This is a genomic window from Proteus vulgaris (genome assembly GCF_016647575.1).
Taxonomy (GTDB): domain Bacteria; phylum Pseudomonadota; class Gammaproteobacteria; order Enterobacterales; family Enterobacteriaceae; genus Proteus; species Proteus mirabilis_B.
The window spans coordinates 173,545-194,942 of sequence record NZ_CP032663.1 but is presented as its reverse complement, the minus strand read 5'-3'; the positions used below and the strand labels follow the sequence as shown (position 1 = coordinate 194,942).

Annotated in this window: 17 protein-coding genes and 4 tRNA genes; 2 read left to right on the top strand and 19 right to left on the bottom strand. The window is 40.2% G+C overall.

The window, feature by feature from the left end; all coding sequences use genetic code 11:
* Positions 1–109: 109 nt before the first annotated feature.
* The 18 genes from D7029_RS01005 to trxA all read right to left on the bottom strand — a co-directional run bounded on the left by D7029_RS01005 (position 110) and on the right by trxA (position 16,249).
* Positions 110–186: transfer RNA gene (locus D7029_RS01005), tRNA-Pro, on the bottom strand.
* Positions 187–214: 28 nt separating this feature from the next.
* A tRNA-Leu gene (locus D7029_RS01000) sits at positions 215–301 on the bottom strand.
* 22 nt (positions 302–323) lie between these two features.
* Positions 324–399, bottom strand: a tRNA-His gene (locus tag D7029_RS00995).
* Between the two features lie 64 nt (positions 400–463).
* Positions 464–540, bottom strand: a tRNA-Arg gene (locus D7029_RS00990).
* Positions 541–767: 227 nt separating this feature from the next.
* A complete protein-coding gene (wecG, locus tag D7029_RS00985) occupies positions 768–1,505 on the bottom strand; it encodes a lipopolysaccharide N-acetylmannosaminouronosyltransferase (protein ID WP_099076342.1) in 738 nt (245 codons plus the stop codon).
* Positions 1,505–2,872, bottom strand: a complete 1,368-nt coding sequence (gene wzyE, locus D7029_RS00980) for an ECA oligosaccharide polymerase (RefSeq protein WP_102949428.1) — start codon at positions 2,870–2,872, stop codon at positions 1,505–1,507. Before wzyE ends, wecG begins: the two co-directional genes overlap by 1 nt.
* Positions 2,869–3,954, bottom strand: coding sequence for a TDP-N-acetylfucosamine:lipid II N-acetylfucosaminyltransferase (locus tag D7029_RS00975; protein WP_194951623.1), 1,086 nt, complete (start codon positions 3,952–3,954; stop codon positions 2,869–2,871). The genes wzyE and D7029_RS00975 overlap by 4 nt, the downstream gene beginning before the upstream one ends.
* Complete coding sequence (gene wzxE, locus D7029_RS00970) at positions 3,951–5,207, bottom strand: lipid III flippase WzxE (protein WP_194951622.1); 1,257 nt, start codon at positions 5,205–5,207, stop codon at positions 3,951–3,953. The genes D7029_RS00975 and wzxE overlap by 4 nt, the downstream gene beginning before the upstream one ends.
* Before the next feature lie 2 nt (positions 5,208–5,209).
* On the bottom strand, positions 5,210–6,340 hold the full coding sequence (rffA, locus tag D7029_RS00965) for a dTDP-4-amino-4,6-dideoxygalactose transaminase (protein ID WP_194951621.1): 1,131 nt from the start codon (positions 6,338–6,340) through the stop codon (positions 5,210–5,212).
* 1 nt (position 6,341) lies between these two features.
* Positions 6,342–7,055 (bottom strand): dTDP-4-amino-4,6-dideoxy-D-galactose acyltransferase, encoded by a 714-nt coding sequence (gene rffC, locus D7029_RS00960; RefSeq protein WP_194951620.1) that lies wholly within the window; start codon positions 7,053–7,055, stop codon positions 6,342–6,344.
* Positions 7,033–7,914, bottom strand: coding sequence for a glucose-1-phosphate thymidylyltransferase RfbA (gene rfbA, locus D7029_RS00955; RefSeq protein ID WP_194952567.1), 882 nt, complete (start codon positions 7,912–7,914; stop codon positions 7,033–7,035). The genes rffC and rfbA overlap by 23 nt, the downstream gene beginning before the upstream one ends.
* A 21-nt stretch (positions 7,915–7,935) precedes the next feature.
* Entirely contained in the window at positions 7,936–9,003 is a 1,068-nt protein-coding gene (gene rffG, locus D7029_RS00950; RefSeq protein WP_194951619.1) for a dTDP-glucose 4,6-dehydratase, read from the bottom strand.
* Positions 9,000–10,262 (bottom strand): UDP-N-acetyl-D-mannosamine dehydrogenase, encoded by a 1,263-nt coding sequence (gene wecC / locus D7029_RS00945; protein WP_098941404.1) that lies wholly within the window; start codon positions 10,260–10,262, stop codon positions 9,000–9,002. The genes rffG and wecC overlap by 4 nt, the downstream gene beginning before the upstream one ends.
* Positions 10,259–11,389 (bottom strand): non-hydrolyzing UDP-N-acetylglucosamine 2-epimerase, encoded by a 1,131-nt coding sequence (wecB, locus tag D7029_RS00940; protein WP_069369918.1) that lies wholly within the window; start codon positions 11,387–11,389, stop codon positions 10,259–10,261. The genes wecC and wecB overlap by 4 nt, the downstream gene beginning before the upstream one ends.
* A gap of 129 nt (positions 11,390–11,518) precedes the next feature.
* Entirely contained in the window at positions 11,519–12,577 is a 1,059-nt protein-coding gene (wzzE, locus tag D7029_RS00935) for an ECA polysaccharide chain length modulation protein (protein ID WP_194952566.1), read from the bottom strand.
* Positions 12,578–12,601: 24 nt separating this feature from the next.
* The gene (gene wecA, locus D7029_RS00930; protein ID WP_109410128.1) at positions 12,602–13,690 is read right to left on the bottom strand and encodes a UDP-N-acetylglucosamine--undecaprenyl-phosphate N-acetylglucosaminephosphotransferase; all 1,089 of its coding nucleotides are present in this window, start codon (positions 13,688–13,690) and stop codon (positions 12,602–12,604) included.
* A 407-nt stretch (positions 13,691–14,097) separates the two neighbouring features.
* Positions 14,098–15,357: a transcription termination factor Rho gene (gene rho, locus D7029_RS00925; RefSeq protein ID WP_023583649.1), complete on the bottom strand. Its 1,260-nt coding sequence runs from the start codon at positions 15,355–15,357 to the stop codon at positions 14,098–14,100.
* 565 nt (positions 15,358–15,922) lie between these two features.
* The gene (gene trxA / locus D7029_RS00920; RefSeq protein ID WP_006535838.1) at positions 15,923–16,249 is read right to left on the bottom strand and encodes a thioredoxin TrxA; all 327 of its coding nucleotides are present in this window, start codon (positions 16,247–16,249) and stop codon (positions 15,923–15,925) included.
* A gap of 119 nt (positions 16,250–16,368) precedes the next feature.
* On the opposite strand from trxA, the gene rhlB reads away from it, so the two are divergent.
* Positions 16,369–17,673: an ATP-dependent RNA helicase RhlB gene (gene rhlB, locus D7029_RS00915; protein WP_194951618.1), complete on the top strand. Its 1,305-nt coding sequence runs from the start codon at positions 16,369–16,371 to the stop codon at positions 17,671–17,673.
* Positions 17,674–17,676: 3 nt separating this feature from the next.
* A complete protein-coding gene (gene gppA / locus D7029_RS00910) occupies positions 17,677–19,185 on the top strand; it encodes a guanosine-5'-triphosphate,3'-diphosphate diphosphatase (protein WP_194951617.1) in 1,509 nt (502 codons plus the stop codon).
* A gap of 78 nt (positions 19,186–19,263) precedes the next feature.
* Here the strand turns inward: gppA and rep are convergent, their stop codons facing one another.
* Positions 19,264–21,288, bottom strand: coding sequence for a DNA helicase Rep (gene rep / locus D7029_RS00905; protein WP_088494042.1), 2,025 nt, complete (start codon positions 21,286–21,288; stop codon positions 19,264–19,266).
* Positions 21,289–21,398 lie beyond the last annotated feature (110 nt).

Here is a 21,398-nt window from a genome sequence, read left to right as displayed (position 1 = left end):
GTAGAAGTAGAAGTAGAAGTAGAAGTAGAAGTAGAAATGGTGTTGCGGTTTTTAAAAAGGCAAATCGTAGATACGAAAAAGCCTCGATATAATCGAGGCTTTTTCTTATTGGTCGGCGAGAGAGGATTCGAACCTCCGACCCACTGGTCCCAAACCAGTTGCGCTACCAGGCTGCGCTACTCGCCGTCTGCATCACTGCTCTTATCTTGTTTATTGGTGCGAAGGGGGGGACTTGAACCCCCACGTCCGTTAGAACACTAACACCTGAAGCTAGCGCGTCTACCAATTCCGCCACCCTCGCATAAACAATAACTAAGATAAGATGGGGTGGCTAATGGGACTCGAACCCACGACAACTGGAATCACAATCCAGGGCTCTACCAACTGAGCTATAGCCACCATAACAGCTATCTTATTACTTCTTACAACAACGTTCTTCACCGTAACTCTTAGCACGCTTTAATGGCGCGCCCGACAGGATTCGAACCTGAGACCTCTGCCTCCGGAGGGCAGCGCTCTATCCAGCTGAGCTACGGGCGCTTCACGCCGTTGCGGGAAAGGATAGTACGGATTTACGCTCTGTCTGTCTAGTGCTTTTTGAAAAAAAAAGTTTGTTTGACGATAGTTTGTGCATTTCGTCGATAAATGGAGCGTTTTAACACGCTAAACGCCCCATTAGTATAATAATCAAACAATCAAGAAGCTAGATAAAAGCAGGAATAAATTATTTAACCAGTCACATCTAACAAAAAAAGACACGATCCCTATTACAATTTATTGGAATAATAATACCCAACGAATTTTAACAGCTTAAATTGACGCTTAATTCGGCTTGGTTGTGATAACAAACGATATAACCACTCTAACCCAAGATTTTGCCATGCTTTCGGTGCTCTTTTAACATGGCCTGTAAACACGTCATAAGTTCCACCAACGCCCATGTATAAAGCATCAGGGTAAATTTCACGACATGCACGAATAAACAACTCTTGCTTAGGTGATCCCATCGCAATAGTCACTATCTTCGCACCAGAGGCCTTTATACGCTCAAATAACGCCTCTCTATCTTGTGGTGTAAAGTAACCGTTCTGACTACCTACAATATTTACATTCCACTGTGCTTTAAGCTTATCTTCGGTTTGAGAAAGAATTTCAGGTTTACCACCGACAAGAAAAACGGGTGTTCCCTCTTTGCCCGCTCTTTCCATTAACGCTTCCCATAAATCAGCACCTGCAATACGAGAAACATTTGCATCAGGGTATTTACGACGAATACCCCGCACAACGCTAATACCGTCTGCATAAAGATAATCTGCTTCGTTGAGCAGCTCATTAAGTGCTGAGTCTGTTTCTGCTGTAAGAATTTTTTCTGCATTAATGGCAATCAGAGAGCCACTTTTTATTTGTGCTCCTTCATAGAGATAATCCAGAAAATGAGCCATATCGCGAAATCCCCAGATATTATGTCCGCGGATTGAATACTTCGGAATTGAATTGGATCCCATTACTTTTCCTTTTTCTCTAAACAACGAGGTTCACTTTGTATTTGACGAGTCACGTAATTACGCACTAATCCCGCACTTTCAAATAACCAATAAAGCAGTTTGGCAACCACCAAACATAAACCAAAAATTAAACAGAAAAACACAACGCGAGAAACGAAAGAATCAACACCTTCTCGTGCCAAAACAATCATATTAAAAATAGCCCCAAAGCAGAAAGCTTGCAAAATAGCGGATTTATAACGATTGCTTTCATTGAGCCCTTGCTGATATAGCCAATCAAACCACTTAATAATCAGTCCTACAACAATCGCACCCAATGGGATAAAGGCAACGCCTCCCATCACAACCAGAGAGCCAATTAAGGTTGGTGAAATAGCAAGACCCGCATGGTAATTAAGTACTTCCCATGTAAAGTAGTTTGCTGAGTTCAGCACTACATCTGGGCGTTCTGGCCATACCCAAGAAGGAATAAAGACATAAAAATCACGAATAATCGGTGCAAGTCCTTGGAACTCAATCTTGTCATAATTATTAAGTAATAAAGCTAGATTTTCCCAAGGAGAGAACGTATCTCGAGTAAGGTATAAGAAAGTATAGAATGCCTCTGCACCACTCACATCAAGGCCATAGCGTTTTAATGCCAACCAGAACATGCCAACAATACTCATAACCCCAGCGGCAACCAGCATCCATAAGGTTATCCAGCCTCGAACAATACCGATAAACAAAAACAGCGCAAAAGCGATGATGATATTAGCGCGGGTTCCTCCCACAATAATGTAGGTTAAGATCCCAAAACCCACCGTTGCACAAAGGAAAAAAATCCATCGCTGTTGAGTGGGTTTTAAGAAATAAACCACCAGCATTGCTGGGATAAAGAAATAGAAAAAGCGCTTAAGCGCAACACCTGACACTTGGCTTGAAAAAATTTGGCTATACGTTTTGAGCTTAAAGAGTAAAAAGCCATTTTGTAGAAAGAAAATTCCCACAGTAACAAACGCAATTAATGCCAATAAAATCCAAGTAAGGTTGGTTTCTACTCTATTCATCGTAAATAGCGACCTAGAAGGGCCGTCAACCGATTTTCTCAGTCTTACCTTATAAGTTACATAATAAATAGCATAGAAGCTGGTAGAGGCTAATAGCGCGTATAATAATGAATCAACGGGCACAACTGCGACATCAAATTGGAATACCAACATACAAGTCAGGGGGAAACCAAAATAAAAGGTCAGCAGATAGAGCATTGAGAAAAAAACATTAAAATTAAAGCGAACTCGACGAAACTCTTGATAAGTCAGCAATAAAATAAAACTTAAAGAGATAAAATAAACAAGTGCTAGGCCACCCAGTTCCGCCAATGTCATTGCGGCTCTCCTGTACTCATCTCAATTAACTCTTTCCAACCATCCGTGAAGTTAGGCGCAAAGAAGGCAATATTTTGGCGATCAAGCATCAGCAATTGCCGTTTAGCCTCTTCAATCAGCGCAACATCTAATTTGTCTCCTGAGAAAAAAACAGGAACACTTTGCTCAGTTAAATCCTGCCAAAATGGATTTTGACGACTAATTACAAAAGGGATAGCAAATTGAATAAGCAGACAAAGCGTGCCGATACCTTGTTGACGGTGGAAAATAAAATAACCTAAATCGCATGTTTTCAATAACGCGAGATAATCGTCAAATGCCAATTTATCACGTAATATTTCAACCTGATTATAGGGAAGCAACTGGCTAGCTGCGTGGGCTACTTCATCAATATAAACGTGATTATTTTCAGGATATCCCATTGGAATAATCACTTTCGCACGCGTTCCATATTGCTCGGCAATTGCCTGTAAAGCTTCAATGTGGCGGTTCGATCTATCCCCTGAATTACCCACAATAATGGTGAGCTGCTTTTCATCAATAGGCGCTTTTTCTGTCACCGTAAGCGCAGGATCCATTCTTGTTGGGAAATAGAGCAAGCTGGCTGGAATATTAACGTTAAATTGCGCGAAGTAATTCAGATCACCTCGTGTACCAAATACTCGGCCCACACGCTTTTGAGCGAGTTTACGAAGAAGATAGAAGAGTTTAAATTTTAGCTGTTTAGAATCCTGATATAAATCAGCACCCCAAATATGCCACCAAAATTGATGACGTTTGATCTTGCCAGTTAATAATGCCAACCAAATAGGCGCATTAAACTGACCTAAAAAAAGGAATCGTTGGTGAGTATCGGCTTTGGCCAATGTGACCACTCTCTGTGCAACCTGCTTTTTATCAGCTAAACACTCAATATCTAAAGCTGGGTAGCTTTCTTGCAGTGAAGTATTTTTACTGGCAACGATAAAACGAGGTTTATACGTTAACCCCGCCTCAGTCACGAGGTGGTCGTTAAAAAACCGTAACATTGTGTTGTTATGATGCACAATGTCTGAACCTAGTACGTAAATCAAAGTTGTCATTTGCGCCTGCAATAAATCACGAAAACAGAACTACAGAGAAGGAAGTAAATAATATACGTTGCCATATAGGCTTGAGCGGCACCTAGTGCGCCATGCTCAGGAATAAGCCAACGCGAAAATAGCGTTAATAGGGCAAACTGGCTTACTTCTGTAAGGATATAAAAACGTAGTGCCGCTTTTGCGATGACTAGATAACCAAAGACATAAGCGCCTACTTTTAAAACATCGCCAACAAGTTGCCATGCAAATAAATCACGCATAGCGACAAATTTATCTGAAAACAGTAACCAAATCGCAAAATCACGTAATAACCACACCATAAAACTCGCAGCAGCCACTGCAGGTAATACAAACTTCAGTGATTTAACGATCTCTTTGGTAATATCACTCTTTTGCGTTAATCGAGAGAGTGTTGGCAATAAATAAACAGAAAAAGATGCGGTAATAAATTGCAAATAAGCATCTGAAATACTGGTCACCCCTTGCCAAATCCCTACGTCTTCCCAGCTATAGTGCTCAGCAAGTAAGTTACGCATCATGATATAAGCAACGGGTAATGTAATCGATGTCAGTATCGCCATAATGGTAAACTTACCAAGATGACTTGCTATCGCCTTATCCCAATGGGGTTTAAGCTCGCTTAAAGCGAAGCGTTTACGCTTTACTACTAAAAATGTAGCAGGAAATAAAATAAGTGCAGGTACTAATGCAAGTCCAATTAATGCACCGTGATAACCCGCAAATAAATAGCATAAATAATAAGCAACAACACCAATAATGCTACCGGCAATCACTGATAAAGCGTTACCTGCCGCATCACGATAACCTTTTAATATGGCAAGAAAATAGTTGCTATATGCTATCCCCATTTGAATAAAAGCAACGACTCTTACAATATCCTGATATTGATGATAATCATCACCAAATAACACTTGGCTAATGGGAGCAGAAAAAAGAAGAAATAAAATAGCTAATAGTGTGGAAAACAGCAAAATCATGGATGATGAAGTACCCAACACTTTTTTGCGTTGAATATCATCATCTTGATATTGTGCGATTAATTTCGTCACACCATTAAAAATACCCGCACCAGATAAGACACCTAGCACGGTGATTAATTGACGAAAGTTACCTGCTAACCCGACCCCAGTTGGTCCAAAAGAGACGGCAAGTAACTTGACGACAAGCAGACCAGCCCCGATTTTTATCAGGGTTGATCCGGCTGTCCAAATTGATGCTTTGGCTAATGACATAATTAAGCAAAGAAGTCGCGAATATGACCAATAACAGTCTGCTGCTCTTCTTCTGTCATGTTGTAGAACATAGGTAAACGCACTAAACGCTCACTTTCTTGCGTGGTGAAAATATCTTCACCATCAAAGCGACCAAACTTCATACCTGCTGGGCTGGTATGTAATGACACATAGTGGAACACTGTTAAAACACCGTGTTCTTTCATGTAGTCATTAAACGCGGTACGTTGATCGATATCTTTCAGTTTGATATAGAACATATGCGCATTGTGTTCTAACCCTTCTGGAACGATTGGAAGCGCTAATAAGCCTTTTTCCGCTAATGGAGTCAATGCATCATAGTAAATCTGCCAAAATGCCAAACGACGCTCATTAATTTTTTCAGCTTCTTCAAGTTGAGCCCATAAATAAGCCGCTTGTAAGTCTGACATTAAGTAGCTAGAACCAATATCACGCCAAGTATATTTATCTACCTGACCACGGAAAAATTGGCTACGATTGGTACCTTTTTCACGGATAACTTCTGCACGATTGATTAAATCTGGATCGTTAATCAGCGTTGCACCACCCTCACCGCCTGATGAGTAGTTTTTAGTTTCATGGAAGCTATAGCAACCAATATGACCAATTGTACCGAGAGCCTTACCCTTGTAAGTTGACATGACACCTTGAGCAGCATCTTCGATAACAAACAGATTATATTTTTTCGCAATCGCCATAATCGTATCCATTTCACACGCAACACCTGCGTAATGGACGGGAATAATGGCGCGGGTTTTCTCTGTAATAGCCGCTTCAATTTTTGTTTCATCAATATTCATAGTATCTGGACGAATATCAACGAAAACAATCGTTGCGCCACGTAATACAAACGCATTAGAGGTCGAAACAAAGGTAAAACTTGGCATAATGACTTCATCGCCTGGCTTGATATCTAATAAGATAGCTGCCATTTCAAGCGATGCTGTACAAGATGGTGTTAACAGCGTTTTATGACAATGAAATTGTTCTTCTAACCACTTTTCACATTTCTTTGTGAAATTGCCATCGCCACAGAGCTTGCCACTTTCCATAGCTTGTTTCATATATTCTAATTCTGTGCCGACAACCGGTGGTTTATTAAACGGAATCATATTATCCCCTGTATAACCAATAAGTGGTGCTCTCTATTAAGCCCCCACTGTGTGTGTATAAACGCGAAGCTGCAATATTGCTGATCTGTGTTGCAACATATAAGGTCGAAACACCTTGTTGTTGACACCAAAACTTCGCGGCCGACATCAGTTGTTTACCAATGCCTTGTCCTATTCTGTTGGGCATTACCGCTAGTAATCCCACTCTTGCTTCACTTTCAGATAGACGGCGTAAAGTGACAAAACCACTTACATTATTTTCAGCATCATTAGTCAGTAAACAGATATCATCGAATGTGCCTAACACCGCTTTTTTAACCCATAATGCATAAAAACGACTGCTATCACCTTCTTGATACCAAGGTGTTCTAAAACGACTTTGTACAAAAGCCTCTGAAGCCGTTGCCATCAATAAATCGATATCATCTTCATTGGCTTTTCTAAAACAATATTCCGTCGTTTTCTTACAAGCATTTTCTGTGCCAATTGAAAGTTTAAAATCAATTTCACCTTCCGCAAATTGAAAACCTAATTGGCTGAGTTTATCGATGAGAGAAAGCTCATGAGATGCGACTTTAGCTTGAACCACAGCAAAAGCGTCAAGCTGTTCGTCTGTTAACGCGGGCGCTTGTGTATCAAACTCAAGACGCCCTGTTTTGAGGGAAAAATACTCACTTTCCCACTCAAGATAATTAATATTGGCGAGGACGGACATGTAATAAATCCAATAGATAGCGACCATAACCAGTTTTAGACAGTGATTTTGCGCTTTCTCTTACTTGGTCATCACTGAGCCAACCATTACGCCAAGCAATCTCTTCAAGGCACGCCACTTTAAATCCTTGGCGTTTTTCAACAGTTTGAACAAAGGTACTGGCTTCAATTAAGCTATCGTGAGTTCCGGTATCTAACCACGCAAAACCACGCCCCAGTAGTTCAACGTTAAGCTCACCACATTCAAGATACATCTGATTAATCGACGTAATTTCTAATTCACCTCGAATCGAAGGTTTGACTCGTTTGGCAAAATCAACCACTCGGTTATCGTAGAAATACAGCCCCGTGACAGCCCAATTAGATTTAGGCTGTTCTGGTTTTTCTTCTATCGATAACACTTTAAAATCATCGTCAAATTCAACAACACCAAATCGCTCAGGATCCATCACTTGATAACCAAATACCGTTGCGCCATGTTCACGTTGAGCAACTTGTTTTAGTTTTGGACTAAACCCTTGACCAAAATAGATATTATCGCCTAAAACTAAACAGCAATGATCATCACCAATAAATTCCTCACCCAAAATAAAGGCTTGGGCTAAACCATCAGGAGATGGCTGAATTTTATATTGAAGATGAACACCAAATGCAGAACCATCACCCAGTAAACGCTGAAATGAGGTCATGTCATCGGGTGTTGTAATGATCAAAATATCTCGAATACCAGCAAGCATCAGAACTGAAAGCGGATAATAGATCATGGGTTTATCATAGATAGGCAATAACTGCTTCGATACCCCTTTGGTTATCGGATGCAGTCGTGTACCCGAACCACCCGCTAAAATAATACCTTTCATCATTTATCCTTCTTTACTTAATCAGTTCCCAAGCCCTAGACGTTCACCTGCATAAGAGCCATCTAACACTCGTTTCCACCAAGTTTCGTTATTTAAATACCACAAAACAGTTTTACGAATGCCAGATTCAAATGTCTCTTCTGGTTTCCAGCCTAATTCAGCTTCAATTTTTGCTGCATCAATTGCATAGCGCAGGTCATGACCTGGTCTGTCTTTCACATACGTGATGAGATCGACATACTGAGCAACACCTTCTGGTTTTGCTGGATATAACTCTTCTAACAGCGCACAAATCGTTTTAACAACATCAATATTGCGACGCTCATTGTGTCCACCAATATTATAAGTTTTACCCGGCGTTGCTGTTGTTGCGACTAAATAGAGAGCACGAGCATGATCTTCAACATAGAGCCAATCACGGATCTGTTCACCTTTACCATAAACAGGTAATGGTTTTCCTGAAATCGCATTTAAGATAATTAATGGGATTAATTTTTCAGGGAAATGGTAAGGGCCGTAGTTATTCGAGCAGTTTGTGATCACAGTCGGTAAACCGTAAGTACGCAACCAAGCACGAACTAAATGGTCGCTTGAAGCTTTAGACGCAGAATATGGGCTACTTGGTGCATAAGGCGTAGTTTCAGTAAAGAAATCATCTGTACCTTCTAAATCGCCATACACTTCATCTGTTGAGATATGGTGGAAACGAAATGCCGTTTTCTTCTCTTCAGGTAGAACTTGCCAAAAGTGGCGAGCTGCTTCCAATAAGGTGTAAGTACCCACAATATTGGTTTCAATAAATGCAGCGGGGCCATCGATAGAACGGTCAACATGGCTTTCTGCCGCTAAGTGCATAACAACATCGGGTTGATATTGAGCAAATAAGCGATCGAGCTCGACTCTATCACAGATATCAACTTGCTCAAAGGCATAGCGTTGACTGTCAGCTACGGTTGCTAATGACTCTAAATTACCGGCATAAGTCAGTTTATCCACCACAACAACGCTGTCATTGGTGTTATCAATAATATGTCGAACAACAGCAGAGCCGATAAAACCGGCTCCACCTGTAACTAGAATGCGTTTCAACGCCATACCCCTTTAGTATCTACAATCCATTTTTGAGTGACTTTACTACCAGGGATCGCTTTAAACTGTTGATGATCAACTAACATTAAGACAATATCCGCGTCTTTCAATGCTTGCTCTGTTGATACTAACTCTGTGATACCTTTCAGTTTTGTTGGTAACTCATGAATATTAGGTTCAACTGCGAATGTCGTACCACTGTGCCAATCAGCGACTTGTTTAGTGATATTCATTGCAGGGCTTTCACGTAAATCATCGATATTAGGCTTAAAGGCTAAACCAAAGCAGGCAATCTTAATTTCGTTTGCGCGTTTACCTGTTTCAGTGAGGCAATCAGCAACAGCGGCTTTAACTTGATCGATAACCCACACTGGTTTGCCATCATTGACCAAACGTGCAGTGTGAATTAAGCGAGATTGTTTTGGATTTTGTGACACGATAAACCAAGGGTCAACAGCGATACAGTGCCCGCCAACGCCTGGGCCCGGTTGTAAAATGTTGACGCGAGGATGGCGGTTCGCCAAGCTAATTAGCTCCCACACATTGATATCTTGGTCTGCACAGATCAGTGATAATTCGTTAGCAAACGCGATATTAACATCACGGAAGCTATTTTCAGTCAGCTTACACATTTCTGCAGTGCGTGCATTAGTGATAACACATTCACCTTCAAGGAAGATTTTGTATAGCTCGCTTGCACGTTCTGAAGATTTACGGTTCATACCACCCACAACACGGTCATTGCGGATAAGTTCAATCATCACTTGACCCGGTAATACACGCTCAGGGCAGTAAGCTACATCGATATCAGCATCTTCACCTTGCTGATGAGGGAAGGTTAAGTCTGGGCGAGCTTCCGCTAACCACTCAGCCATTTTCTCAGTAGAACCAACTGGTGAGGTTGATTCTAGAATAATAAGATCACCTTTTTTCAATACAGGTGCGATAGAGCGTGCAGCTGCTTCAACATAAGCCAAATCAGGCTCATGCTCACCTTTAAATGGTGTAGGTACAGCAATAAGGTAAGCATCCGCTGGCTGTGGCGTGGTATAGGCTTTTAAATGGCCTTCTTCAACCGCTTGTTTAACGACTTTATCAAGATCAGGCTCAACAATGTGAATTTGACCTTTATTAATCGTATCAACTGCATGCTGATTAACATCAACACCGATGACGCTTTTCTTACGAGAGGCAAAAGCTGCCGCTGTAGGTAAACCAATGTAGCCGAGGCCGATAACAGAAATAGTTTCAAAACTCATAATGTCACCTGATTTTTTTTCAATGCTTCAAGAATACGTTGGCAGGCATGACCATCACCATAAGGGTTTGTCGCCTTACTCATTTGGTGATACGCGTTTTCGTCTGTCAATAAAGAGGTTACTTCGCTAACAATACGTTTAGTATCTGTTCCTACTAAACGAACAGAGCCTGCTTCAACAGCTTCTGGGCGCTCTGTTGTGTCTCGCATTACAAGAACTGGCTTACCTAATGAAGGGGCTTCTTCTTGAATTCCACCAGAATCGGTCAAAATAAGGTAAGCATGATTCATTAAATAAACGAATGGGAGATAATCTTGTGGCTGTATTAATTTAATATTATCAATACCATGAAGGATACGTTGAACCGGTTCACTCACATTAGGATTTAAGTGAACAGGATAGACAACTTCTACATCTGGGTGTGCTAATGCAATTTCAGCTAAAGCTTGGCAGATACGTTCAAAACCACCACCAAAACTTTCTCGACGATGCCCGGTTACCAAGATCATTTTCTTGTCAGGCTGAATAAATGGATAGTTTACAGCAAGCTCATTTAAGAGTGTTTGATTGCCCATCACTCTGTCACTTACCCAAAACAACGCATCGATTACTGTATTTCCCGTAACAAAAATATTTTTATCTGCAACCGCTTCTCGCACCAAATTTAATTTTGCCGTTTCTGTTGGTGCGAAATGATACATTGCGAGATGCCCTGCAATGGTACGGTTTGCCTCTTCAGGCCAAGGGGAATAAAGATTGCCCGTACGTAATCCAGCTTCCACATGACCAACAGGAATTCGTTGATAAAATGCGGCTAAACTTGCTGCCATGGTCGTTGTTGTATCACCATGTACCAAAACAACATCAGGTTGAAATGACGCTAATACCGGTTTTAACCCTTCTAAAATACGACAGGTAATATCCGTTAAATCTTGTCCTGGTTTCATAATATTGAGATCGTAATCTGGTTTGATCTCAAAAAGATTTAATACCTGATCAAGCATTTCTCGATGTTGGGCCGTAACACATACCTTCGCTTCAAACGAATCATCATTTGCTAAAGCGTGCACTAAAGGTGCCATTTTTATCGCTTCAGGGCGTGTGCCAAAAACAGTCAACACTTTCACAGTGGCTCTCTTTTTTTCATTGTTATATCGCTTATTTTTGGGAAAGCAATATGCCCTTATACTCAGTACATCAGGTGCCGAAACACCTGATGTCTCGTTATTGTCATCAATGACAAAATTTAATTATTATTATTTTTTTAATGAACTGCGTCTTACTAATGCAACACCTGCACCCGCTAAAACACCAATAGCGCCCCAAAGTACCATCATAAAGGCACGACGAGGACTATCACGTTTCACAGGATCTTCAGGAGTACGTAGAAAACGGTAAGTTTGGAAGTTATCTTGTAATTTTGCGCCCACAGCAAGGGTCGCTAACATTGCTGTATTTTGATCATAATCACTATCAAAATCAGCACCTGTTGCCACTAAAGTTTCTAGCTGTGATTGCAACAGAGGAACACCTAACAGAAACAGTTTGGAATCCGGTAACTCATCAATCGCAATCGATGTTTGTTTTTGAGAAATACCTTGTTTCTCAGCTACTTTAATTGATTGCTCTAATAAGTTAATTTGGCGTTGATACGCAGATTGAGCTGCCATTTCTTGGCGTTTAACTAGTGCTTTCATTGATTGAGTTCTAGTTGCCCAAGCTGTTATCACTTCATCATTAAGATGAGTAGATGCTCTCTTATTAGCAAAAGCAATATACTCATTTAATAATTGGCTCGCTTCTTTTGAAGTTTCCGCGATAAGTTTTAGTTGATCATTAACTAATTTTTTTTCATCAGCAGGCGTAAATTGAATATTGTTAATTAACTCATCCAATAACGCAGCATTAGCCTGTTCATCACTCTCTTTGCGCTGTTTGAAATAATCCGTTTGCAACCAAAACTCACGACGTGTATCAAACGCCGCGATTTGAGTAATAAACTCTTGATAAGCTTCATCTGAAATAGTTAAAGCTGGGGTTTGTGCTGCTGGATTAATCTGTGTATCAAGATTGCGCAAGAACTGAGATTGCGAATAATAACTGCCTAAGTTATTAATCGTTGGTTTCTCTGTCATTGCGATTGCACTCCATTTAGGTTGCATCAAATAAGATGCACCGAGTGCAATCACTGCAAAAAGCAGAGCGAACCCTATAATCCAGCTTTTGCCTGACCAAAGTGCACAAAAAAGACCTCGAATATCGAGTTCATTATCTGGCTGTTCACCCTGTCGGGAGGCGTTATTTTCCGAGTTCATCACGTTAAAAAACCTCTGCTTATATTAATGCTGTTGTGTTGCTCTACGTAAGCGACGCTTATGTCGTTTAATAAAACGAGCGACTCGCCACGCGCGTTTAATGCAATAACCATACATAACAAATGCAAGCAAGAATAATGCCAACATAAACCATTCAGGGACAAATGATAGGTTTTGACCGATAATACCAATCGCGGCTAATAGCGCAGCAGCCACAGTAATTAAAATAAAGGCTTGGCGAGAGGTAAAACCTGCACGCATGATCAAATGGTGAATATGTTGACGGTCTGGAGAGAAAGGGCTCATTCCTTTACGTAAACGACGGTACATAATTGCCACCATATCCATAAGTGGAATAGCAATTATCCATAATGCAGTTACTGCCTTAACAGGGCGAGGCTGAGTTTGTGTTGATGCGACCAATAACCAAATAATGGTAAATCCAATCAGTGTACTTCCCGCATCTCCCATAAATACTTTGAATTTTTTACCGCAGACCCCTAAATTTAGAAGGATGTAAGGTAAAATTGCTGCGATAAATGAGAAGCACCAGAATGCGAGAGCTGAGTTACCGCTTTGATATAATAAAATACCAAGCGCACCAAAAGAGACACAAGAAAGACCACCTAATAACCCATCAATACCATCAACCATATTAAAGGCATTGATTGCTGCCCAAACAGCGAAAAGTGTAACAATATAGCCAAAAGGCCCTAAATGCATTTCCCAAGGACCAAAGGCATGACCCAGAGTGTCGAGTTTTAACCCTGCACCCACCATCATCACGATCCCAACAAAAGCTTGGATTGTTGCTCTAATTTTGACACTAATATCGAAGCGATCATCTAATGCGCCGATAAAAACAAGAAGTCCCGCACATGCCAGATACAATTCCTTATGAGGAATATAAATATCTGAAATATAAAATGCGAAAACAATACCAAAATAGACTGATATTCCTCCGACTAGAGGGATCAATCCATGATGTTTCTTACGATAATTCGGTTTATCCACGAGTCCAATTTTCTTTGCAATTTTACGAGCCAAGAATAAAAATGCGAAAGAAAATAAGAACACATAAAAAACGCTTGTGCTCATTTTTAGTATATCCACAGTACTGTTCTCTATAATAAATATAGCTGGTTATTTTACGCTTCCATGTGTTTTTATTCTTTTTTCCAGCCTCACCACGACGAGTTTATTCAAAACCCACCACCCTTCATCAATTATAAGTTTTCCTTAACTATTTTTATTGATGCCATCGCTATTTTTATCAATTACCAAAACATGCAATATATATACCAACATCTCGCTAAAATATTGCAATCTAAAATTGAATTACACCCATAAAAAACAAAAAACGCCACAAACTATTGTGGCGTTTTCATCATATCGTCATTCTTACAAAGTAAACGAGCTTAACAGCATATAAATTGAGGTGATATTACTTATTCTGTAACAGAGCACACTATTTTAATATTTTAATCCTATTCTCAGCTCAATCACTTTGTTAATACACTTTATGAACGTTTCATAAAGTCGAAGAATTCTTCATTTGTCTTAGTCATTGCTAACTTATTAATGAGGAACTCCATTGCGTCAATTTCACCCATTGGATGAATAATTTTACGCAAGATCCACATTTTTTGTAGCTCATCTTGAGACGTCAGTAACTCTTCTTTACGTGTACCAGAACGATTGTAATCAATTGCAGGGAAAACACGTTTTTCAGCAATTTTACGAGACAGGTGTAATTCCATATTACCTGTACCCTTAAATTCTTCGTAGATAACTTCGTCCATCTTAGAACCCGTATCGACTAATGCTGTTGCAATGATAGTCAAGCTACCACCTTCTTCAACATTACGAGCCGCACCAAAGAAACGTTTAGGACGATGTAATGCGTTTGCATCCACACCACCTGTTAACACTTTACCTGATGAAGGAACAACGGTGTTATAAGCACGCGCTAAACGTGTGATGGAGTCTAACAGGATGATAACGTCTTTTTTATGCTCAACTAGACGCTTCGCTTTTTCAATCACCATTTCTGCAACTTGTACGTGACGAGAAGCGGGTTCATCAAAGGTTGAAGCAATAACTTCACCTTTTACTAAGCGTTGCATTTCTGTCACTTCTTCTGGACGTTCATCAATCAGAAGTACCATTAATACGCAATCAGGGTAGTTATGAGCAATATTTGCTGCAATGTTTTGCAGCAACATGGTTTTACCTGCTTTTGGTGGAGCAACAATAAGACCACGTTGACCACGGCCAATTGGTGCCGCTAAGTCAAGAACACGCGCGGTTAAGTCTTCTGTTGAACCATTACCACGTTCCATGCGTAAACGATTATTAGCATGTAAAGGTGTTAAGTTTTCAAAGAGGATTTTACTGCGGGCATTTTCTGGTTTATCAAAGTTAACTTCATTAACTTTTAGGAGAGCAAAATAACGTTCACCTTCTTTAGGAGGACGAATTTTCCCTGCGATGGTGTCACCAGTGCGAAGGTTAAAACGGCGAATTTGACTTGGAGAAACGTAGATATCATCGGGACCAGCAAGGTAGGAACTGTCTGCGGAACGTAGGAAGCCGAAGCCATCCTGCAATATTTCCAGCACACCGTCACCGAAAATATCTTCTCCACTTTTCGCGTGTTGCTTCAAGATAGAGAAAATAATGTCTTGCTTTCTCATTCGAGCCAGATTCTCTAGCCCCATATTTTCGCCAAGTGCTATCAGTTCTGATACCGGCGTATTTTTTAATTCGGTAAGATTCATAATGGTGGGTTCTTAATAACTCGGGGTAACTCTCGAACTATGAACGTGAATAGTATAACAGCGAATTGCTGTCAGTTTCGTCATGTGTAAAATTACAGATTATAACTTTCTAACATAGGGTATAACTAAAATGATAATGTTAGAGAGTGTTAATACTATTAGACCAATCTGCTTTATCCCAGAGAAGTGACATTCATTTTCGCGATGCATGAGTGTACTTTCAACTTATGGGTTAGGAACATACTTTGGAAAAATTTATATCCCTTGAATACTATAGATTATTCTAAGGCAACTTGACTGGTTAGATGAATTCAGATTACTTATATTAAATATCATATTAGATTAAATATCATATCATGTTATTCAATTCTATTACTTTGTACGCTTGATATTCAATATCTCAGACTTATTTAATCGTGTCTAATCATATTGACAAGTAGATCCGATATATTATGTAAGTAAGTGGCGCTAACTTATCATGCTTCGAAGCGGACGTCTAGCGGTCAATAACAGAAATACTGACAAGGTCTAAACGTCCTACTTTATTTTTGATATCTAAATCAAATTAGATATTTTCGTCTAAAAACTCTTTCAGTTGAGTTTTTGACAATGCACCTACTTTAGTTGCAGCAACTGCACCGTTTTTGAATAAAATCAGTGTAGGAATGCCGCGAATACCGTATTTTGGTGCTGTCAGCGGGTTTTGATCGATGTTTAGCTTCGCAACTGTTAATTTACCAGCGTATTCTGTTGCAACTTCATCTAGAATAGGAGCAATCATTTTACATGGGCCACACCATTCAGCCCAGAAATCAACGAGCACAGGGCCGGTTGCATTTAATACATCAGCATCGAATTTGCTGTCAGATAAGTGAAGGATTTTATCGCTCATTGTTCTACTCCAAAGAATAATATTGACCGTACCAGTGTAACATTAAATAACAAAAGTCTGTCTGCATTTCAGCGGATAAACTTTTGTAATGCAACCCATAACTGATATTCTATTACATTATGAGCAAAACATATTTGACAGAAAAGAAGTTTTCCGACTTCGCCTTGCATCCAAAAGTGATAGAAGCCCTTGAGAAAAAAGGGTTCTCTAATTGTACACAAATTCAGGCATTGACGTTACCTATCACTGTGAAAGGTCAAGACATTGCCGGGCAAGCCCAAACAGGAACAGGCAAAACGTTGGCGTTTTTAACTTCAACGTTTCATTATCTTTTAACGCACCCTGCTAAAGAAGGGCATGAAACTAATCAACCTCGTGCACTTATTATGGCGCCAACACGCGAATTAGCCGTACAGATTTATTCTGATGCTAAAGAGCTTGCGCAAAACACAGGGATTAAAATGGGTCTCGCCTACGGTGGCGACGGCTATGACGAACAACTCAAAGTATTAAGCAATGGTGTCGATATCGTTATTGGCACAACAGGTCGTTTAATTGACTATGTTAAGCAAGGTCATATTAACCTTAGCGCAATCCAAGTAGTGGTACTTGATGAAGCTGACAGAATGTACGATCTCGGCTTTATTAAAGATATTCGTTGGATTTTCCGTCGTATGCCAGTTGCGGCTGAGCGTATGAATATGCTGTTCTCTGCAACGCTTTCTTACCGCGTAAGAGAACTGGCTTTTGAGCAAATGAATAACCCTGAGTATGTCGAAGTAGAACCTGAGCAAAAAACAGGTTTTAGCATAAAAGAAGAACTCTTTTATCCTTCAAATGAAGAGAAAATGCGTCTTCTTCAAACATTAATTGAAGAAGAATGGCCAGATCGCTGTATCATTTTCGCCAATACAAAACATCGTTGTGACGACATTTGGGCGCACCTTGCTGCAGATGGACACCGCGTTGGTTTATTAACCGGTGATGTTCCTCAGAAAAAACGCCTACGCATTTTAGAAGATTTTACCCAAGGTAATATTGATATTCTGGTTGCTACTGACGTTGCCGCTAGAGGTCTTCATATTCCATCAGTAACACATGTTTTTAACTATGATTTACCTGATGATTGTGAAGATTATGTTCACCGTATTGGTAGAACAGGACGTGCTGGAAATAGTGGTAACTCAATCAGCCTTGCATGTGAAGAATATGCACTGAATTTACCTGCAATTGAAACCTATATTCAACATGCTATTCCTGTGAGTAAATATAATAGTGATGCGTTATTAGCTGATCTTCCTGAGCCTAAACGCCGTCACCGTCCTCGCCAAGGTCAGCCCCGTCGCAACAATGCGCCGGCGCGAAATAATAGAGGAAATAATACTCAACGTAACAACCGAAATAAACGCCCGAGTCATCCATAAATTATGCTGAAATCCTCATCACTTTATGCTGCTATTGATTTAGGTTCTAACAGTTTTCATATGTTAGTCGTTCGAGAAATCGCGGGCTCTATACAAGTCCTTTCCCGCGTGAAACGTAAAGTTCGACTCGCTGCTGGCCTAAACAGTGAAAATGAATTGTCAGAGCAGGCAATGGAACGCGGTTGGCAATGTTTACGACTTTTTTCTGAATATCTGCGTGATATTCCGGCTGAACAAATCAGAGTCGTAGCAACAGCCACATTACGTATTGCTAAAAATGCAGATATTTTTGTCGCAAAAGCGTCTGAAATATTGGGCAATACTGTTCATGTTATTAGTGGTGAGGAAGAAGCACGCCTTATCTATCGTGGCGTTGCACATACCACTGGTGGTGCAGAGCAACGTTTAGTCGTCGATATTGGTGGTGGCAGCACAGAATTAGTTACAGGTACTGGCGCTAAGACGACGCAATTAATGAGCTTAAGTATGGGCTGTGTGACTTGGTTAGAGCGCTATTTTACTGATCGCTCTTTAACTCAAGAAAATTTTTCTAAAGCACAAGATGCAGCCAAAGCGATACTCGCCCCAGTGGCGGATAAATTAATTGAGCAAGGCTGGCAAGTGTGCGTAGGTGCCTCTGGTACTGTACAAGCGTTGCAAGAGATCATGATTGCCCAAGGTATGGATGAATTAATCACCTTACCTAAGCTTGAGCGACTCAAACACAAAGCCATTGAGTGTGGGAAACTAGAAGAGCTGGAAATTGAAGGGCTTACTTTTGAACGAGCCTTAGTGTTTCCAAGTGGGCTTGCTATCTTAATCGCCATATTTGAAACACTGCATATCGATAATATGATCTTAGCAGGTGGTGCATTACGAGAAGGCTTAGTCTATGGAATGTTGCATCTCCCTATTGAGCAAGATATCCGCCAACGTACTCTTCGTAATGTCCAACGTCGGTTTCAGATTGATATTGAGCAAGCACACCGAGTTCAACAACTTGCAGAACACTTTTTTATCCAAGTCAGCAAGAGTTGGCAGTTAGATAATCGTTGCCGCGAGTTGCTTAACAGCGCTAGTGCATTGCATGAAATTGGACTAAGTGTCGATTTCCGTCAAGCGCCTTCACATGCAAGCTATCTGATCTCTCATCTTGATTTACCGGGATACACACCTGCGCAACGACGTTTATTGGCTTCTTTGCTAAAAAACCAAACAGGGATCATCGATCTTGCACCCCTTAATCATCAAAATGCACTACCGATAACTCAAGCCAATCGACTAGTGCGTTTACTGCGATTAGCCATCATTTTTGCTAGCCGTCGCCGTGATGATACTCTCCCTGCTTTACGATTACGCACTGAAGATGAGAAACTCATTATTACGCTGCCATATCAATGGCTTAATGAGCATCCATTGCGGGCTGAAAATCTCCAAGAAGAGATCCAACTTCAGAGCTATGTCCATTGGTCTTTAATGATTGAAGAACAAAATAGCTCTCGTATAAGTTAATTTTTTTACTTATACAAAAATAAAAACCCCTTGAACATCAATATGCCAAGGGGTTAATTTTATTAACCGAGTCTTATATTATTCAGGTTTGTGTCTTGCCAGCATAGCCCTTAATCCCGCAACACCTTTTTGCCCTTTCTCTTGTTTTTCTTCGGCACTTAACACTTTCTTTTTATTAGTATCCCAATTTAAATCATCTTGAGGCAATTCATAAAGAAAACGACTTGGATCAGGTTTGATTAATTCGCCATATTGACGCCTTTCTTTACATAACGTAAAAGTAAGTGTTTTTTGTGCTCGAGTAATTCCCACATAAGCAAGACGTCTTTCTTCTTCTACATTATCTTCATCAATACTACTTTGGTGTGGCAATATGCCCTCTTCCATTCCTACTAAAAATACATGAGGAAACTCAAGACCTTTAGAGGCATGTAATGTCATTAACTGAACTTGATCTAACTCTTCTTCTGTTTCTCCTCGCTCCATCATATCGCGCAAGGTAAAACGGTTAACGACTTGAGAAAGCGTCATAGGTTCATGTAATTCATCACCTTCAAGCATTTCACTCATCCATAAAAATAGCTGATTAATATTTTTCATTCTCATTTCAGCAGCTTTTGCGCTACTTGAGGTTTCATATAACCAACTTTCATAATCCATTTCATGCAATAAATCACGTACAGCTAACAGTGGCTCTCGTTCTGATTTTTGCACTATACGTGACATCCATTGAGAGAATGCTTGTAATGAATTTAAGCCTCGTCCCGTTAATGTTTGACCTAATCCCAAATCAAAACAGGCATTGTATAAACTTTTATCTCGAACTTTTGCCCACTCACCTAATTTTTGAATTGTCATAGGCCCAATTTCACGACGAGGTTTATTCACGATACGTAAAAATGCCGCATCATCATCAGGATTGGTAATTACTCGTAAATAGGCAAGAATATCTTTTATCTCTTCACGTGAGAAAAAAGAGGTTTCACCCGAAATACGATAAGGAATGCGATTTTGCATCAAGTATTTTTCAAAAATACGAGACTGATGATTACCACGATAAAGGATCGCATAATCCTTATAATTGGTTTTATTAATAAAGTGATGAGCAATTAATTCGCCAGCGACACGCTCTGCTTCATGCTCTTCATTATTAGCCGTTAAAACCCGCAGTTCATCACCATAACCTAATTCTGAAAATAACCGTTTTTCAAAAACATGGGGATTATTTTCAATCAAGATATTCGCTGATTTTAGAATACGCCCAGAAGAGCGATAATTTTGCTCAAGCTTAATCACATTAAGTTGTGGAAAATCTTTTTGTAATAGCACTAAATTTTGAGGGCGAGCACCACGCCATGAATAGATTGATTGGTCATCATCGCCTACAACCGTAAAACGAGCTCTTTCACCAACCAGCCATTTGACCAATTCATATTGGCTTGTATTTGTATCTTGATATTCATCCACCAGCAAATAGCGAATACGTCTTTGCCAGCGCTCTCTGACTTCTTCATTTGTGCGCAATAACAAGGTTGGGCGGCTAATTAAGTCATCAAAGTCGAGCACATTACAACTACGCAGATGTTGCTCGTAACGTCGAAAGCATTCGGCAAATGTATGATCTTGTTGCGATCTCGCCATTCCTATTGCTTGCTCTGGTGTGAGCATGTCATTTTTCCAGTTAGAGATTTGGCTCTTTAACTGAGAAAGTAAATCTTTATCTTCTTCTAATAAATCAGCCGTTAATTCTTTAAGTAATGCAGATTGGTCTTGATCATCAAACAGTGAAAACTTAGCTTTAATACCTAGCGCCTTATATTCGCGTTTGATAATTTCTAATCCCAATGTGTGAAACGTTGAGATCATCAATCCTTTCGCTTCTTGACGACCTAAGGTTTGAGCAACACGCTCTTTCATTTCACGCGCAGCTTTATTGGTAAACGTGACTGCTGCAATTTGCTTTGCTGGATATTGGCATTGACGAATAAGGTGTGCAATTTTATTGGTAATAACCCGTGTTTTACCCGATCCCGCACCTGCCAAGACCAAACAAGGGCCTGACACATATTCCACTGCTTTTTGTTGACCAGGATTTAATCGCATACTTTTTCCAAACTTCATTAACCAAGAACATAACGGGGGATAATTGTAGCAGAAAGCGATCAAAGTCTTGAGTATTCCCTCTTTCAATTTTTCTCACACTATAAAAACAA

Coding starts and splice junctions, on each gene's coding strand:
- wzxE (WP_194951622.1), bottom strand. CDS start 5,207: ATGTCATTAGCCAAAGCATCAATTTGGACAGCCGGATCAACCCTGATA.
- rho (WP_023583649.1), bottom strand. CDS start 15,357: ATGAATCTTACCGAATTAAAAAATACGCCGGTATCAGAACTGATAGCA.
- wecC (WP_098941404.1), bottom strand. CDS start 10,262: ATGAGTTTTGAAACTATTTCTGTTATCGGCCTCGGCTACATTGGTTTA.
- trxA (WP_006535838.1), bottom strand. CDS start 16,249: ATGAGCGATAAAATCCTTCACTTATCTGACAGCAAATTCGATGCTGAT.
- rhlB (WP_194951618.1), top strand. CDS start 16,369: ATGAGCAAAACATATTTGACAGAAAAGAAGTTTTCCGACTTCGCCTTG.
- rfbA (WP_194952567.1), bottom strand. CDS start 7,914: ATGAAAGGTATTATTTTAGCGGGTGGTTCGGGTACACGACTGCATCCG.
- gppA (WP_194951617.1), top strand. CDS start 17,677: ATGCTGAAATCCTCATCACTTTATGCTGCTATTGATTTAGGTTCTAAC.
- rffA (WP_194951621.1), bottom strand. CDS start 6,340: ATGATTCCGTTTAATAAACCACCGGTTGTCGGCACAGAATTAGAATAT.
- D7029_RS00975 (WP_194951623.1), bottom strand. CDS start 3,954: ATGACAACTTTGATTTACGTACTAGGTTCAGACATTGTGCATCATAAC.
- wzzE (WP_194952566.1), bottom strand. CDS start 12,577: ATGAACTCGGAAAATAACGCCTCCCGACAGGGTGAACAGCCAGATAAT.
- rep (WP_088494042.1), bottom strand. CDS start 21,288: ATGCGATTAAATCCTGGTCAACAAAAAGCAGTGGAATATGTGTCAGGC.
- wecG (WP_099076342.1), bottom strand. CDS start 1,505: ATGGGATCCAATTCAATTCCGAAGTATTCAATCCGCGGACATAATATC.
- wzyE (WP_102949428.1), bottom strand. CDS start 2,872: ATGACATTGGCGGAACTGGGTGGCCTAGCACTTGTTTATTTTATCTCT.
- rffC (WP_194951620.1), bottom strand. CDS start 7,055: ATGTCCGTCCTCGCCAATATTAATTATCTTGAGTGGGAAAGTGAGTAT.